This window comes from Ochrobactrum teleogrylli (assembly GCF_037482325.1).
Lineage (GTDB): Bacteria > Pseudomonadota > Alphaproteobacteria > Rhizobiales > Rhizobiaceae > Brucella > Brucella teleogrylli.
Genome location: NZ_JBBHKQ010000001.1, coordinates 1,494,892 through 1,511,097, shown reverse-complemented (window position 1 = coordinate 1,511,097; position 16,206 = coordinate 1,494,892). Strand labels below are relative to the sequence as shown.

Sequence of the window (16,206 nt, the reverse complement as noted above, 5' to 3'; positions counted from 1 at the left end):
CAGGGGAGGAGGATTGCTTTGCGCCGTCGCTCCGCGCGTTCCGTCCGCAGCGGAGCGACGTTATTTACTTAAAACAGCTGCGTTGGGGTTTGGGCGCCTACGCCTTCGCCCGATGAATAGCCGGGCGGAAGAACCCGCCGATGAAGCCGAGCGAAGCGCCGATTTGCCACATCGCAAGGCCTGCCGCGTTGATGCCAACGGCGGCAAGGAACGCATGGATCGTTTCTGCGAAAAACAGACCGACGACCCAGCCGACGAACGCGCCACCGAGAACGCCGATTAGCGGTGCGAAGAAAAGGATGGCCGCGATTGCTACAAGGCCCGCGAGAGCTTTTTCCATCAAGCCGCCTCCCTCTGGTCATTGTCGTTCCCAGCATCGAGGTATTTTGAAAGCTCCTCGAAGCCATGCCCTTGCCGATAAGGAATGGTGGCCGGCGCACCTTTCAACCGGTTCTTCGCCAAGAACCCGGCCCGCTCATCTGTATGGATGACGCGTTCTGCTCCAGACATACCCTCTGGCTTATTCTTCTTTTCGCCGCCGAAGCCTTCCTTGACTTGTTTTACGGACGTGCGGCGGTTGAGGAATAGGAGCGCCTTACAGTTTTCGATGACGAGATCGAGAGCTCTCTTCTGCAATTTCGGGCGATATCGATCATACGAATCCACAAGTGGATCATTGAACGACTTAGCTTCACTGTGCAGGATCTGAATTACAAACAGTCCTGCCCGGTTTAGCGCAGCGATAGCCTCGTGGTATTCTTTCCATTCGACGTCCGCGGCGAGGTAACCCTTGCCAAAAGCTGTCGGGGAGCCCTTGTCGTTGCTATCGATGGAATCCCATCCGTTTCGCGCGCAGGTCGCAGCCCAAACCATCGGCTCGATCTTATCGACCGAATCCAGAATGACGGTCTGAAATTCGTGTTCTTCGGTCAGGATTTCTCCGAAGGTGTCCAGAAGGTCGCTGAACGAAGTGATTTCAGCACTTGGTAGGTCGATGCCGTCTGGCGGCTCCTCGCCTTCAACATAAAGATAGATTGGTTTTGGAAACTCAGCAGCAAGACTGGTTTTCCCGACGCCTGGCGTGCCGTAAATGGCAATCGACGGTGGCGTCTTGCGTTTACTGGACTTCAATCTGTCAAAAACAGACATGTGGTCTCCTCGTGTTCAGTAGGTGTGGTGGGTAACGGCGATTGCGGCGATTGCGGCCGCGAGTATGAGCCAGCCGACAAGCCATGCAGGTGGTTTTGTGAGCAGCCATGCGCGTGGTGCGGTCACGCCGCACCCCACAGATAAAGCAGCCCGTAGAACGGCAGCAGCAGGTTCCAGAACAGGAAGGCCGCAATTGTCGTGGCGATTGCCAGCGCGAACGCTGCAAGCGCCAAGGACTGCCAGATGCGTCCGACGCCGGGCTTTCGCCCGGGATCGATGAACGGCATGTCAGTCGTGGCTTTTGTGGTGAAGGAAATCATGCCAGCACCCATGCGTAAAAGCCGACGGTCAGAGCGAGCGCAGCTACAACTGCCAAGCCCCATAGAAAGCGGTCGCCAAGGCCGAGCGTGGTTTCAGGCTCATACAACGTATCGCCGTCCGCATAGTCTTTGGGCGCATAGTTGCGCGTGTGGCTGTACGTGTTGGAGGTCATGCGGCCCTCCGAATAACGACATCGGCAATGCGGGAGTCAGCGAGAACGAACACACCGAACTTCTGGCCTGGATATTTGACGGCAAGCCGTTCAGCCTCGTCAGTGGCGGCCTGTTCGCTTTTATGAACCTTCGGTTGCTCTGATGGCTTGCGTGGGCGTTCTTTCCGAAAGCAGCGACCATGCGTGGCCTCTGGTAATGCCCATCAATTCCGCGATCTTCCCAAACGATGCGCCTCTTTTACGGTGCGCGGCGGCAGTTGCCTGCAGTTCGTGTCTTGTTGAATACGGCATGTCTCCTCGTGTCGGTTGGTGACGGTTGACAAGTGCCGCGTCTAACGGCATCTGTCTGGTCGGCCCGGGTGGTACTGGGCAAGGAAATCGTGGTGTAGAAGCGGCTTCGGCCCTCCTCGTGTTTATCGCGACGTACGGGCAGGCTGGGGTAACGGGTGGTGCCGACCCATAACAGCCTGCTTTAGATGTACGCCGAAAGCGCCAGCCGCGTTTCAGCGGCCAGCGTCCCTGATGATTTCTATGGCGGCACTTCAACGAGAGCCGGTTCGCTTCTGTCGGCAACTTTCGTCATTCGCTCTCTCCTCTATTTCGATTGCGCCTGAGCGCGGCTTCTATCTGTTGAGTGCCGATATCCTCGGGAAGATGTTTTCTGGCATCATGAGGTAGGCCCTCCTTCGAACTGTCCGGCGTCTTCTGCGTCGGTTGATGACGTATAGATATGACATATTCGCATCTATGTCAACACGTGATGACACATTCGCACGTTACATTTTCACAACAATATGCGAAAAGCCCATCATGGATAAGGATTTCGCCTTTCGCCTTAAGAATGCGCGCGTAGCGCGGGACATGAGCCAAGCCCAGCTTGCCGACCTTGTTGGTCGCGACAAGTCTGCAATAAGCTTGCTCGAAAGCGGCAAGCGCGGAGTTAGTGTTGACTTCGTAGCTCGCCTGGCAAAAGCCTTGAATGTGTGCGAGGATTGGCTTGCCTTTGAAAAAGGCGACATGATTAGCCAAGAGGAGCGAATAGCGCTTGAGCGACCTGCCGATGTGTTCACTCCAAAAATTATTCCTGGCAACGAGCTGGTTGGCGATCAACGCGATCTTCCCGTCTATGCAGCGGCCAAGGGCGGCGATGGGCATGTAATTATTACGTTCGATCCAATCAGCTATATGAAGATGCCCGCCGTCCTGCAGGGCGTTAAGGGCGGCTACGGCCTGCTACTGTCGGGGGAATCGATGGTCCCGGCCTATCGCCCCGGCGAAACGGCGCTCGTGAACCCCAACCTTCCGCCCATGCGCGACGAAGATGTGATCCTCTATCACACCAGCGAAATGGACGAGAACGAAGCAATCATCAAGCGACTCGTCGGGTTCAACGACCGTGAATGGATGCTTGAGCAATACAATCCGCACAAGGAATTCAAAGAATTTCGCGGCGACTGGCCCGTATGCCACCGTGTCGTCGGGAAATATAATACTCGCTGACCCAGCTTCACATTATGGCGTCTAAGAAGCTTTCCGGCACTTCGCCTATGGCTGTAATGACCTCTGCGCTCCCGGCCCATTTGTAGACGGCGAGGGCCGCAGGCTTTGTCTTTGCCAGCCTCTCCGCCAACCGCTCGGCCTGAATAACGTCTCCGACTTGAATTGGTGCGTCTGGGACAACACCCCATCGACCGGCCGTAAACGATTGCACTACGCATACTGGGAACATCCAACCTCTCCTAACTACCCTTATTGATTCCATCAGGCGGCGAGCATTTCAAGAACATTTATTAGTTATAAACCATGATTGCCTCGAATGGTGCGTTTTTGTCATCATATAGCGTTGACATTTGGTGACTATTTCGCATATACCGATGACACCACAGCACGAAGACAGCCTCACCAGCTTGATCTGCTGACCCACCGACCAGAACACGAGGAGAAACCCAAATGTCAGCAACAGCACCGAGAAGAAGAAGCTCCAAAGCACGCCCGAATGAAATCATCGGCGGCGGATTCTTTGTATTCCGCCGCGGCAAGAAGACTGGCCGCGTTGGCGTCTTCACCACCATGCCATACGAACACGGTTCGTTTGAGCATGCCGTGGCAGAAGCGACGCGTCTCGCTGCCCTGTGCCCCGGCGAAACGTTCGAAGTTTTCCAGACGAGCGGCGCCGTAGCTTGCTGCACGCCGGTAGTGTTGGCGGAGGCTGCGTAAAATGGAGCGCAACCCAGCCACGGAACTCGAAGCCGCGCCCCTCCCGCGTGGACAGAAGAATATCGTCGATGCGCTGACAGCTATTTATCCGCGTCGCATCTACATCGACGATCTAGTCGACAACGTCTACGCCTTTGACCCAAACGGCGGTCCTGATGGCGCGCAAAACGTTGTGCGAGTGCAAATCAGTCGCCTCCGCAAGCTCCTGCCCTCGTTTGGCTGGACTATTCCGATGAATCATCGCGGTGCGGGAAACCATGGGTACTACCAGCTGGAGCCTGTCGCGAACGACAACATAACGGCATCGGATCGGGCGGCAAAAGACCGGGGGGCTGCAGCATGAACCGCGCGCTCCTGGAAATGCTCGCCCACGACGAGTCCGCACCGAACACCGACGCACCGAAGGCCGGCAATGTCGAGCCTATGCGCCGCCCTGACTACAAGGCTAGGAAACATGGTCGCCCACAGCCGTGGCTACGTTATGCCGCCCGCGAAGCGGTCGAGATGACCGTCGTTGTAGCCTTTTGCGTTGCCGCGTGCGGCGTTGGGTTGAGGCTTGTAGCATGAGGCGCGAAAGATAGCGACGGGGCGCTTAAGCCCCCGAACCTCAAAGAATGACAGCCTTGCGCGTTTTTGCGCGACGGCTTTTTGCACCCACCAAAACACGAGGAGACCCTATGTCCAGATGCATCACACACGCCGCTATGGCACCCATCCTGACCGCCGCCGAATTCCAGCAGCAAGGCACGAACGCCACACAAGTCCTATCGATTTCAAAAGCCGTCCGAGCGCTCGGTTATCATTCCGAGGCTGAGAGGCTGCGCGACACCGCTTTCGAACTGGCGCGCATTACCGGCGTTCGGTTCCGCTATGGCGCTCCCCGCCAGCGTCGCAGCCCGGCCAACGACAACCGCCGCCGGGCGCGGAGGCAGTAAGAGCTCGAAGCACCTAAGCTGCGATATCTCTATCAAGGTTCATTAGGTATTCAACGAGCTCTTCCGCATCTCTCTTCCGGAGAGAACAGCACAATTGGCCATGAAGGGAGACAGGTTGGTTCGTTACTGTTTCTTGTACTGACCAAAGACCATCTGGTTGTTGAGAAATGTAATAAAAATGAGTTGTCATTTCCAACCCTCGCCACCGTGCATTTGACATCTTATCTCTCCAGCTATTCGATTATTAGGACAAGTAACCCATCAACCAGAGCACCAGAATTACAGGGAGGGGTAATCCAATGAGCCAAAGCAATCCGCCCTTCAGCATGTGCGAAATTCTCCATCATTTCATTCCGCGCTCTAACGCTGGAGGACCCTCGATGGTTCCGCTAAAGCTCATGAATTGGGAAGATTTAATCAGCCATTTCGTAGGAGTAGCTATGGCTCTCCCCGACCGCTTATCGCATACCGAAGCAGGCCGCGCCGCACTGCGGGAAAGGGAGTGAGGATGTCAGCGCGAGACTACAAGCGAGTATTTATCGTCATCGCGGCGCTCGTAGCCATATTCCTCGCCTACCAGCAGATTCCGCAAATTTACATCGGAGAGCGCGCCCAAGGCAGCTACGAGGGCGGAAGCGCGTCCAACGAGGACGTTTCGAAAGCCATACGGGAAGCGCAAGAGGCGGCAGAAAAAGCAGGGCATGTCGCATCGCAGGAAGGTGAGTAAGGATGACGGCTTACACCTTTGCTGACACCGAACGATGGTTGGACGCCATAGCCGGTGTAATTGCCTGCTTTCCAGAAACGGAACACAATCTATTGCCACTTTACGAGCGTGTGGAAGGCATGCAGCGCAATCTCACTGCGAACGATAATATTCGCGACCGCATCAAATCACGGCTGCGTCGAACGGCAGCGTGAATTTTTCCATCTGTTCTTTCCGCCATTCCAAGGAACCGCCCGTGCCATATCGTGGGCGGTCAACTGTATGGCCCATCAACATCCGGCGCAGCTCATCGTCTAGGCCAGCCTCTTTCATGCGATCCTCGAATGAGTGGCGAAGCGAATAGACGGTATAGCCGGCACCCTTCGGAAACAGCTCGTTGTCCTTGAAATATTTATTCAGCGTCGCTGATAGTGTGTCTTCCTTGTTTTTGTAACGAGGGAAGCCATTCCTATGCTTCTTAAAAACCTCATGCGCTATACCGACTAAAGGCAGCTTGCGAACAGACGAAGCAGTTTTAATCTCGCGCGGATCTGCAGCGTCTTTTCGGGGCGCAATCAGGATATGCGGAACCTTGTCGGCCAGGAATATGTGCTCGGCCGTAATGTTGCAAAGTTCGCTTGGTCGACAGCCCGTCTCGATCATGGCCAGGACTATACCACGAGCCTCTTCGTTTAAGCTGACGAGGGGCCCATAGGTCAGGAACTTCCCTTTGATGATATCCGTCGGGATCGGTGGGCGTGACTTTTCGACCTTCTCTGCAAAGCTCAAATCGCGGAAAGGGTTTGGCCGATCCCTATCGCCCATGTGCTTGAAATACTCAGCAAAGAGAACGCGCATCCCGCCCATCATGCGGTTGCCCATGCTGGCCGATATCGGCTGCTTCCCTTTAGCTGGCTTCGTTATCATTTGCAGCCAAACCTTATAGAATTTCTGGGCGTCCTCGCGCGTTATGTCCGCGATTGCCATATCTGAAACAATCTTCACAAAATGATCGATCGCCCGCTGCTTATGCGCACGCCAACGCTTTTTCTGAATTTCGCTCTTACCCGTCAATTCGTCGGGAGTTATCTCATCAAAATAGATTTTCAGGGCTTGCGTCACGGACACCGACGGGGTCCTTGCCGCGCCCACCATCGCCGCATCTTCAACCGGATTGCCAGTTACGTGGTTTAGTCGGGCCGCTAGCGCGTCATCCGTAAACGAAAGCAGCCTGTCGGCTGGCACATATGAAATTCCGATGGCTTCTGCGCGCTTAATGGCGGCATCATAAAGTGCCCTTGCCTTATCGCCATCAGCCCCAGCCTTCAGCATCGCCCATAACGCGTCGTCAGCAGATTCGTATTCGTTGCGCTTCGTCATAGCCCGAGCGAGATCGTTTGTTTTCAGGCTTATGCGGATGATGGGAGCGCGACTATCCTTGTCTGCAACAGACGTGGGAACGCGGCGAACATACTGATAAACGCCGTCGCGGTTTTTCAGATATCGGTGTGGATCAGTTTTGATACGATAGCCAGCCATATAGGCATGATAACATAGTGTGACACACATTGTAGCGCATTTTGTAGCACAGTTTGTATCACAAAACGGTACGTTTAAGATCGAACCAACAATAAAAAATCCGCCTAAGCGGTTGTTATCGTTACACAATTTCTGATGAACGGCTGAAAATAATGGTACGGTCGGTTGGAGTTGAACCAACGACCTCAGGAGCCACAATCCTGCGCTCTAACCAACTGAGCTACGACCGCGTACCTTTGCCGGTATAAGCGCCTCAGCGCCGCCGACAGGGGGTCACATACGGAGAATCGATCCATATTGCAAGCGATTATAGCGCTCTTTTTTCAGAAATTCCCAATTGTCGGATTCAATGTCCAATTCCACCGATAATCTAGACAGACTGGTAACCATCGCGGCTGGCTGGCTGTGAACAACCGGATTATTGACCGCAACCTGTAAAATTGCCTTTCCGGCATTAACTAATGAAACAGAAAATCGGGCTCATACCGTATGGAAATATGGACCCGCGGCCTCAGTGAGCTTATTAACAGGCGGTTAATGGCTACGACGGGGCGGTCGAAAGAACAGATAAGGACCGGTATGTCTGGATCATACCCATTCATCGATATTGCCGCGCTGGATACTATCCGCGAGGGCTTTGCCAAAGGCGATGCGCAGATCGTGCTGACGCGCGACCTGTCGGCTGTGCTTTGGGTGAACGGTGCCGGAGCCCGGCTGTTCGGCTTTGACCGTATCGAGGATATGATCGGCAGCGCCATTGATCTGCCCGTCTCAACACGCCGGCAGATTGCAGCCGCCAGCGACGATAACAGCGCCGAACCCCGCTCCGTGTCCGTGCGTCTTGGCGGTGGTCTGCGTTCGGAACTGACGCGTCTCTGGATATCCCATATTGTCCTGCCCGATGGCGTGGCCGGTCTTGCGATGACCACCAGCGGCACATCGAGCGACGCGGAAGACATCATTGCCGGTCTGAGCGATGACGACACCCATGTCGCGCTGATCGATGCCGACTGCAAGGTCATTGCCGCAAGCCCGCGCTTCGCCGCGCTCGATATTTCCGCCGGAACGCTTGAAGATCTGGTCGTGGAAGTCGCCGATGCGGCTGACCGCATCGTCAAGCGCCGCATCCGCGCTGGCCGCCAGTCGGTTCCGGGCGCCATTGCCCGGCTGATCGACGCACCCGCTCTGCATCTTCTGTGCATCGTTGCTGAAGCGCCGGCGCAGACAGTGGCGAAGCCAGCTGCCCAGCAGCCTGAAGGCGCGGAAGAAATTCTTGAAGAGATGCTCCCTGAACAGGAAATAACCCTTCGGGAAGAGCCGGTCGCCGAACCCGCAGCCGAAACGCCAAAGCCACAGGGCTTCCAGTTCGACCGGGATGCGCCGCCTGCCCGCTTCATCTGGAAAACCAGCGCCGACGCTGTGTTCAGCGAAATTTCGCCGGAGTTCGGCATAACCGTCGGCCCCAACGCGGCTGATGTCACCGGACGCCGTTTCAGCGATGTCGCCAATGTATTCGGCTTCGATCATGATGGCAGCATTGCCTCGCTGCTCAACAAACGCGACACCTGGTCGGGCAAGCGGCTGATGTGGCCGGTCGAAGGCACCAATCTGCGCGTGCCGGTGGAACTGGCGGCTTTGCCGGTCTATTCCCGGGACCGCGTATTCATCGGTTTTCGCGGTTTTGGTCTCGTGCGGCCTGACGAAGCGGTGGAAGACCCGGAAGAAATCGGCCTCGCTCTGGCCGGAGGCATTCCGCAAAAGCGCAAACCGGAAATTCAGGATGCCATCAACGCCGATGCTCCCGATGACGACGTGCTGGCGCTGACCGAAGAAATCGCCAATGACGATCATCCCGGTGATATTCTGCCGAAGCCGCCGCTCAATATTGCGCCGACAGCCGGGCGTCGCGATTCCGACAAGGTGATCAACCTTCTGAATGCGGCTGCACAGGAAAAGGTGGCCGCCGATCAGGCGAAGCTCCTGAAAGTCAGGGAACGCGAACAGCGTCCCGAAGGCGGGCTGACCAAGACCGAGCGCAATGCGTTCCGCGAAATCGCCGATCGCCTGCGCAAACAGGGACTTTCCAGCACACAGAGCGAGGCGCCGGCCGTTGAGACGCAAGACGTGGCGGCGGAAACGACGCCGGTTCCACCGGTTGCAGATATCCCCCTTGCACAGGTCGAAGAGCCGCAGGCGGATCATGCCGCGCATGAACCGGCTGCCATCGACGAGACAGCCCTTTTGGCCAATCTGCCGGTTCCGGTCATCATTCATTCCGGCGATGAAGTGCATTACGTCAATCAGGCCCTGCTGGACCTGACCGGCTATGACGCCATTGAAGACATTCGCCATGCGGGCGGCGTGGAAGCGCTGTTCAACAGCGAGAGCGACGACAATGCGCCCCGCCAGGGCATGGTGTTGCGTCGTGCCGATGGCAGCGAGCAGCCGGTCGATGCGCATCTCAATGCGATTGCTTGGCAGGACGGTCGCGCCCTGTTGCTGAGCCTCATGCCGGTTGCAGAAACCCCAGCCGCGCCAGCACCTGCCGGGGCAACCGTGCCGCAATCCGTCACCGACGACGAAGAAAAGCAGGCGCTGGAAGCCCATGTGGATGAGTTGAAGACCATCCTCGACACGGCAACCGACGGCGTGGTGCTGATCGACCCTGAAGGGCGCATCCGGTCGATGAACCATTCGGCATCCGCACTTTTCGGCTATGACCGCGACGAGACGGAAGGCAAGTTCTTCTCTATGCTGTTCGCCATTGAAAGCCAGCGCGCCGCGATGGATTATCTGAGCGGACTTTCGGGCAATGGCGTGCTGAGCGTGCTCAATGACGGACGCGAAGTGATCGGTCGTGAAGCCAAGGGCGGTTTCATCCCGCTCTTCATGACCATCGGCAAGCTGCCTCAAAAGCGTGGTTTCTGCGCCGTGCTGCGCGATATCACGCAGTGGAAGCGCACCGAGGAAGAACTGACCAATGCGCGCAAGGAGGCCGAACGCGCCTCCAACCAGAAGACCGATTTTCTGGCGCGCATCAGCCATGAAATCCGCACGCCGCTCAACGCCATTATCGGCTTTTCCGAACTGATGGCCGACGAGAAATTCGGCCCCATCGGCAATGACCGCTATCGCGACTACCTGCGGGATATCAACCGCTCGGGCAATCATGTGCTGGCGCTCGTCAACGACCTGCTGGATATTTCCAAGATCGAAGCCGGTGCGCTGGAAATGCAGTTTGAAGCGGTGTCGCTCAACGATGCGATTGCCGAGGCGATTGCGCTGATGCAGCCGCAGGCGAACCGCGAGCGCATCATCATCCGCTCCAGTTTCCAGTCCAATCTACCCGACATCGTAGCCGATGCGCGTTCGATCAAGCAGGTGGCGCTCAATCTCCTGTCCAATGCGGTGCGGTTTACCGCGCCCGGTGGTCAGGTGATCGTTTCGACCAGCTATGAGATGAATGGCGACGTGGCCATGCGGGTGCGCGACACCGGTATCGGCATGACCAAGTCTGAAGTCGAACAGGCATTGAAGCCGTTCCGTCAGGTGAACGCTTCGCAGCGCCGCCAAAGCGAGCAGTCGCGCGACTGGCGCAATGAGGGCACCGGCCTTGGCCTGCCGCTCACCAAGGCGATGGTCGAAGCCAACCGCGCCCAGTTCGCTATCGACTCGACGCCTGGACGCGGCACTGTTGTGGAAATCCTTTTCCCGCCAACACGGGTTCTGGCTGACTAATCAGTCTCAGCATAACCGGACCAAAAAAAAGCGCCGGATAAAACCGGCGCTACGAGAATCTCAGAGACAAAGACACAAAAGCAACTTGCAAGAGGATGCCGGAAACGGCGGCTCGATCATTACCCGTTGTGTTAACGCTTTCTCGCATAATCCCAGTTAATGCGAAATTAATTTCACCGTTCCAAATTTACGCATTGGTAGCCACTGTAAAATCAGGGTTAAATTTCAGCACACAATTGATTAACCATAGCGCGTTGCCAGCAAAATTGTGACACGGTTTTGCGTCAGGAACTGCGCGAAAACAATTTGAGCGATTCCCTTGAAGGAAGAACCGTTCTAAACCGAATCTGCGAAGGCGGCTTTGCTTTGTGATTTCGCTCGTTTAAACGATAGTAAGGGGAATTAGGGATCGGATGGTTGATGCGCTGGCCTAAATTCGCACGCCTTGTCATCGCGCTCGTCATTCTTTGTGCCGCGGCTGCAGCGACCTTGCTGGCCGTGGTGCCTTTCATCGTCTCGACCGACGCAATCCGCGTGCGTGTGGCGCAGGAAATCAGCGCCTGGACCGGCTATAGCGTCGAATTGCGCGAAGCCCCGCGCCTCAAAGTCTTCCCCATGCTGCGCGCCTCGCTGAACGGCGTCACCTTGAGCAAGATGACGGATCAGGGCCAGAAACCCTTCATGAGCGCTGCCCGCATCGATGTGGAACTGTCGCCGCTCGATGCGATCATGGGGCATATTTCCTTTTCGGAAACGCAGATCGTGCGCCCGCATGTTAATCTTGATGGGCCGGTTTCCAATTTCCCTGCCTTGCTCGATGCCATTGCCAATTCCAACGGTCGGCTTGGCACGGCCATCCGCGCCCAGCGCGCCTTGCAACAGCGCGGCACGAACAACGACACGCAGGCCACCGAACAGGCATCGCAGCCTTTTGGCCGTGTGGTGGTGCGCGATGGCACGGTTTCGTTTCCGCGTGCCGAAAACGGCGCAGACACCGCGAAAGACGAACAGCTGACCAATGTGAACATGACGCTGGAATGGCCCCAGACGTCGAGCGCAGCGACCTTGCGCGGCAGCGGCAAATGGCGCAACGAAGAATCGCAATTCAGCATCACGGCGGCACAGGCTTTGCCGCTTCTGGCAGGCGGCACGTCCGACGTAACGGCGAGCCTCACGGCCAATCCGCTGAGCCTGACCTTTCAGGGCAAGGCCAATATTTCGGAAGACCGCTTCTTCGAAGGGGACCTCAGCGCCAAGACGCCATCCTTGAGCGGCGCGGTGCGGTGGCTGAGCCTGCCGCCGATTGCCGGCAGCTCGGAAGTCGGGGCTTTCTCGCTGGAATCCACCATCACCGCCACGCCAAAGCGCTGGAAATTTGCCGATGTGAACATGACCGCCGGTGACAGCCTCGCCAAAGGCGTGATCGAGATCGGCCTCGAACAGGAACAGCCCGCCGTCACGGGCACGCTCGCCTTCGACAAGCTGGACCTGCGCAGCCTTTTTGCCGCTTTCGTGCCCTTGCCGGATACAACCGCGCGCGCGCCGAATGATCGCGGCAATGTCGACACCATCAATACCAGCTTCTTCGACCGCTCCGAATTCGACCTGCGCCTTTCCGCCCAGAATGCTACGGCAGGCCCTGTGGCGCTGACGGGTGTTGCGGCGGCGATCCAGATTCGCGGTGGCCGCGCAATTTTCGACATTGGCGACGCCAAAGCGTTCAATGGCACCTTGCAGACGAATGTGCAGATCGTGCGCGATCTCAAGAGCGCCACGGGCGAATTGCGGTTCAACGCCAGCGATATTGAAAGCACACAGTTTCTCACCGCGCTTGGTTTCGAAAAGCCGTTCATCAGCGGCAAGGGCAATGTTTCGCTGTTCATGAAGGGGCCGGTCAATCGCTGGTCCAGCCTGCTTTCCGGCGCGCAGGGCAATGTATCCGTGCAGTTGAACAACGGTCAGATGCAGGGATTTGCCGTTCAGGATTTTCTGACCAAGGCTGAGAGCGAGCGCTTCTTCGCGCTGGAACGGAAAGATAATGTTGCGCTGGCCTTCAACCGGCTCGACCTCAAGGCCAATCTTTCCGAAGGCGTGGCATCGCTGGAAAGCGCGCGCCTCGACACATCGGATGGCACGCTCAATCTGGCGGGCATCGTGCCTTTCGTGGATCGCAGTCTTGCGCTGAGCGGCGAAGTCATCTTCCCCAACAGCCAGCCGGAAACGCCGCAACAGCAACCGCAGGCAGGAACGGAAGGCCAGCCAGCGCCCGCGCCAGCTGAAAACGCCACGCCCGCCAAGCCGCCGCTGCATTTCTTTGTCGGCGGTTCCTGGGACCGGCCTTTCATTTCGCCGTCCTCAATGGGATCGGCGGGATCGGGCGCATCGGGGCAATAAAGCCCCTTCCCCTTTTTTAAGACATACGGAATGCCGCCTGCTCATCGCGGCGGCGCTGCACTTCGCGGCGCTTGTTGACGATGGATGCGACGATGACACCTGTGGTCACCAGCCCAATCAGGATGGTGCAGATCGCGTTGATTTCCGGGGTCACGCCAAGGCGCACCTGGCTGTAAATCTTCATCGGCAGGGTGGTTGCGCCCGGCCCTGACGTGAAGCTTGCGATCACCAGATCGTCGAGCGACAGCGTGAAAGCCAGCATCCAGCCGGACACCACCGCAGGCAGGATCACCGGCAGGGTGACCTTCATGAAGGTTGTAACTGGCGGCGCACCAAGATCCATCGCCGCTTCCTCCAGCGAACGGTCAAAGCTCACCAGACGCGACTGCACCACGACGGCGACGAAACACATGGCAAATGTGATATGCGCCAGCGTGACCGTCCAGAAACCGCGGTCGAAATTCATCGCCACGAAAAGCAGCAGAAGCGACAGACCAGTGATGACATCTGGCATGACCAGCGGCGCATAGACCATGCCGGAAAACAGAATGCGACCACGAAAGCGGGTATAGCGCGTCAGCGCGAGCGCCGCGAGCGTCCCCAGCACGGTTGCAATCGTCGCCGACAGGAAAGCGACGCGGATCGTCACCCATGCCGCATCCATCAGCGCCTGATTGCGGAACAGTTCCCCATACCACTTGGTCGAGAAGCCTGCCCAGACGGTCACCAACCGGGATTCGTTGAAGGAATAGATGACCAGCAGCACGATCGGCAGATAGAGGAAGGCGAAGCCGACAACCACCGATGCGATATTGAAACGGGACCAGTTGTTGTTCATCGCTTATTTCCCCTTTTCCTGCTGGCGCGCCTGCACCTGCTGGAAGATCACAATCGGCACGATCAGCAGGATCAACAACACCACCGCCACAGCGGACGACACCGGCCAGTCGCGGTTGGAGAAGAACTCGCTCCAGATCGTCTTGCCGATCATCAAGGTCTGCGATCCGCCCAGAAGATCGGGGATCACGAACTCGCCGACAGCCGGGATGAAGACAAGGAAGCAGCCAGCCAGAACGCCAGCCAGCGACAGCGGGAAAGTGATTTTCCAGAAGGCGGCAAACGGCGTGCAGCCCAGGTCCTGTGCCGCTTCGATCAGCGAATAATCCATCTTTTCGAGCGACGAATAGATCGGCAGCACCATGAAGGGCAGATAGGAATAGACGATGCCGATAAAGACCGCCGTATCTGTGTTCAAAATGTTGAGCGGCGTATCGATCACGTTGAGCCACATCAGGAACTGGTTCAGCAAACCTTCCGGCTTCAGAATCCCGATCCAGGCATAAACGCGGATCAGGAACGACGTCCAGAACGGCAGGATCACCAGCATCAGCAGCGTCGGCCTTATCGTCGTTGGCGCACGCGCGATGCCATAAGCCATCGGATAGGCGACGAGCAAGGTCAGGAACGTGGAAATGGCTGCGATGCGGACGCTCGACAGATAGGCCTTGTAGTAAAGCGGATCGTCGAGCAGCCAGAAATAGTTATCGAAGGAGAGTTGCTTGATCTTCTCCCAGTTCGCCGCAAAGCCCTGCGTCAGATCGAAAGTCGGCATATAGGCCGGGATCGCCATCGCGACTTCCGACAGGGAAATCTTGAAGACGATGAAGAACGGGACGAGAAAGAAAACCAGCAGCCAGAAATAGGGCACCGTGATGACGAGGCGGCTGGCAATGGAAGCGATCAGCTTCTGCATGGTCTTGCCCTCCTCAGGCGGTCAGCACCAGACCGGCATCGGTATCGAAAGAGACCCAGACGCGCTCGTCATAGGTCAGCGGATTTTCCGTCTTGCGGACCGCGTTGAGGCTCGCGGCCTTAATGGTGCGGCCATTGTCGAGGCGGACGTGGAAAACCGTCATGTCGCCGAAATAGGCGATATCCCAAAGCTCGCCCTCGACGGCGTTGACCGCAGCCTCTTCCGGCTTGCTGCGCGAGATGCGGGTCTTTTCCGGACGCACCGCATACCAGACCTTCTGGCCGGGGTTGAGCTCCTCGCGGGTTTCGGTCTGGATATGGAAGCCGAATTTTTCGGTGGCGATTTCCGCCTCGCCATTAGCGGCCTTCACGACTTCACCTTCGATGATATTCACATTGCCGATGAAGTCGGCCACGAATTTGGAACGCGGCGCTTCATAGACTTCCGCTGGCGTCGCCACCTGCTTGATGCGGCCCTTGTCCATGACCGCGATACGGTCGGACATGGTCATGGCTTCTTCCTGATCGTGGGTGACGACCATGAAGGTCATGCCGAGCTTGACCTGCAAATCCATCAGTTCGAACTGGGTTTCCTCGCGCAGCTTCTTGTCGAGCGCGCCAAGCGGCTCGTCGAGCAGCAGCACCTTGGGACGCTTGGCGACGGAGCGGGCGAGCGCGACGCGCTGGCGCTGACCACCCGACAGTTGATGCGGCTTGCGCTTGCCATATTGCTCCAGCTTCACGAGCTTGAGCATTTCGGCGACGCGCGCATCGATTTCAGATTTCGCCATGCCGTCCTGCTTGAGGCCGAAGGCGATATTGTTCTCCACCGTCATATGCGGAAACAGCGCATAGGACTGGAACATCATGTTGACCGGGCGCTTATAGGGCGGAATGCCGCGCATGTCCTGACCGTCCAGCGTGATGCGACCCGATGTCGGCTCCTCAAAGCCTGCCAGCATGCGCATCAGCGTGGTCTTGCCGCAGCCAGAAGCGCCCAACAGCGCAAAGAATTCGCGATTGAAAACATTCAGCGACAGATCATCGACGGCAGTGAAATCGCCGAAGATTTTTGTCACATTCTCGAAGGAAATATAGGGCTTGGCCGCCGGATCGTTCCAGGGTGCAAATTTGCGGCGAAAGCTGCCAAAAGATTCCATTCCGTTCCCCTATCGATCTAGCCGTGCCCGATGTTTCGTCAGGTTTTACAAGACGTAGAGCGGCTCTCTGTCCAACAGTGAGCCGCTCTTCACAATGTCATGCCCAAGGGCATTCCGGGATCA

General features: G+C 57.1%; 16 protein-coding genes and 1 tRNA gene. 8 read left to right on the top strand and 9 right to left on the bottom strand.

What is annotated here, in order from left to right; genetic code table 11:
- Positions 1–97: 97 nt before the first annotated feature.
- From WIX40_RS06980 to WIX40_RS06965, 4 genes are all read right to left on the bottom strand, one after another.
- Positions 98–340 (bottom strand): hypothetical protein, encoded by a 243-nt coding sequence (locus WIX40_RS06980; RefSeq protein WP_021587370.1) that lies wholly within the window; start codon positions 338–340, stop codon positions 98–100.
- A complete protein-coding gene (locus WIX40_RS06975) occupies positions 340–1,149 on the bottom strand; it encodes an ATP-binding protein (RefSeq protein ID WP_339439482.1) in 810 nt (269 codons plus the stop codon). The genes WIX40_RS06980 and WIX40_RS06975 overlap by 1 nt, the downstream gene beginning before the upstream one ends.
- Before the next feature lie 122 nt (positions 1,150–1,271).
- Positions 1,272–1,481 (bottom strand): hypothetical protein, encoded by a 210-nt coding sequence (locus tag WIX40_RS06970; RefSeq protein WP_339439480.1) that lies wholly within the window; start codon positions 1,479–1,481, stop codon positions 1,272–1,274.
- The gene (locus tag WIX40_RS06965) at positions 1,466–1,642 is read right to left on the bottom strand and encodes a hypothetical protein (protein WP_339439478.1); all 177 of its coding nucleotides are present in this window, start codon (positions 1,640–1,642) and stop codon (positions 1,466–1,468) included. The genes WIX40_RS06970 and WIX40_RS06965 overlap by 16 nt, the downstream gene beginning before the upstream one ends.
- 810 nt (positions 1,643–2,452) lie before the next feature.
- Here WIX40_RS06965 and WIX40_RS06960 point away from each other — a divergent pair.
- The 6 genes from WIX40_RS06960 to WIX40_RS06935 all read left to right on the top strand — a co-directional run bounded on the left by WIX40_RS06960 (position 2,453) and on the right by WIX40_RS06935 (position 5,715).
- Positions 2,453–3,142 carry a helix-turn-helix domain-containing protein gene (locus WIX40_RS06960; RefSeq protein ID WP_339439476.1) on the top strand — a complete coding sequence of 230 codons (690 nt, stop codon included), beginning with the start codon at positions 2,453–2,455 and terminating at the stop codon, positions 3,140–3,142.
- 450 nt (positions 3,143–3,592) lie between these two features.
- Complete coding sequence (locus WIX40_RS06955; protein ID WP_339439474.1) at positions 3,593–3,859, top strand: hypothetical protein; 267 nt, start codon at positions 3,593–3,595, stop codon at positions 3,857–3,859.
- Position 3,860: 1 nt separating this feature from the next.
- Positions 3,861–4,202: a helix-turn-helix domain-containing protein gene (locus tag WIX40_RS06950; RefSeq protein ID WP_339439472.1), complete on the top strand. Its 342-nt coding sequence runs from the start codon at positions 3,861–3,863 to the stop codon at positions 4,200–4,202.
- Positions 4,203–4,536: 334 nt separating this feature from the next.
- Entirely contained in the window at positions 4,537–4,794 is a 258-nt protein-coding gene (locus WIX40_RS06945) for a hypothetical protein (RefSeq protein ID WP_339439470.1), read from the top strand.
- Positions 4,795–5,302: 508 nt separating this feature from the next.
- Positions 5,303–5,521 (top strand): hypothetical protein, encoded by a 219-nt coding sequence (locus WIX40_RS06940; protein WP_124916080.1) that lies wholly within the window; start codon positions 5,303–5,305, stop codon positions 5,519–5,521.
- A gap of 2 nt (positions 5,522–5,523) precedes the next feature.
- Positions 5,524–5,715: a hypothetical protein gene (locus WIX40_RS06935; RefSeq protein WP_124916081.1), complete on the top strand. Its 192-nt coding sequence runs from the start codon at positions 5,524–5,526 to the stop codon at positions 5,713–5,715.
- On the opposite strand, the gene WIX40_RS06930 is transcribed toward WIX40_RS06935, so the two are convergent.
- Together WIX40_RS06930 and WIX40_RS06925 are read right to left on the bottom strand one after the other, a co-directional pair.
- Positions 5,684–7,039, bottom strand: coding sequence for a DUF6538 domain-containing protein (locus tag WIX40_RS06930; RefSeq protein WP_339439466.1), 1,356 nt, complete (start codon positions 7,037–7,039; stop codon positions 5,684–5,686). The genes WIX40_RS06935 and WIX40_RS06930 overlap by 32 nt on opposite strands.
- Positions 7,040–7,192: 153 nt before the next feature.
- Positions 7,193–7,269: transfer RNA gene (locus WIX40_RS06925), tRNA-His, on the bottom strand.
- A 349-nt stretch (positions 7,270–7,618) separates the two neighbouring features.
- Between WIX40_RS06925 and pdhS the strand changes: the two genes are divergently transcribed.
- Together pdhS and WIX40_RS06915 are read left to right on the top strand one after the other, a co-directional pair.
- Positions 7,619–10,777, top strand: a complete 3,159-nt coding sequence (gene pdhS, locus WIX40_RS06920; protein ID WP_339439464.1) for a cell-division control histidine kinase PdhS — start codon at positions 7,619–7,621, stop codon at positions 10,775–10,777.
- Positions 10,778–11,197: 420 nt separating this feature from the next.
- Positions 11,198–13,171 carry an AsmA family protein gene (locus tag WIX40_RS06915; protein WP_140023952.1) on the top strand — a complete coding sequence of 658 codons (1,974 nt, stop codon included), beginning with the start codon at positions 11,198–11,200 and terminating at the stop codon, positions 13,169–13,171.
- Between the two features lie 16 nt (positions 13,172–13,187).
- Here WIX40_RS06915 and WIX40_RS06910 read toward each other — a convergent pair whose 3' ends face one another.
- From WIX40_RS06910 to WIX40_RS06900, 3 genes are read right to left on the bottom strand one after another with little or no spacing between them, the layout of a single operon-like run.
- Entirely contained in the window at positions 13,188–14,009 is an 822-nt protein-coding gene (locus WIX40_RS06910) for an ABC transporter permease (protein ID WP_109367048.1), read from the bottom strand.
- Between the two features lie 3 nt (positions 14,010–14,012).
- Positions 14,013–14,924, bottom strand: a complete 912-nt coding sequence (locus WIX40_RS06905) for an ABC transporter permease subunit (RefSeq protein WP_140023953.1) — start codon at positions 14,922–14,924, stop codon at positions 14,013–14,015.
- A 13-nt stretch (positions 14,925–14,937) separates the two neighbouring features.
- Complete coding sequence (locus WIX40_RS06900; RefSeq protein WP_121539089.1) at positions 14,938–16,083, bottom strand: ABC transporter ATP-binding protein; 1,146 nt, start codon at positions 16,081–16,083, stop codon at positions 14,938–14,940.
- Positions 16,084–16,206: the final 123 nt, after the last annotated feature.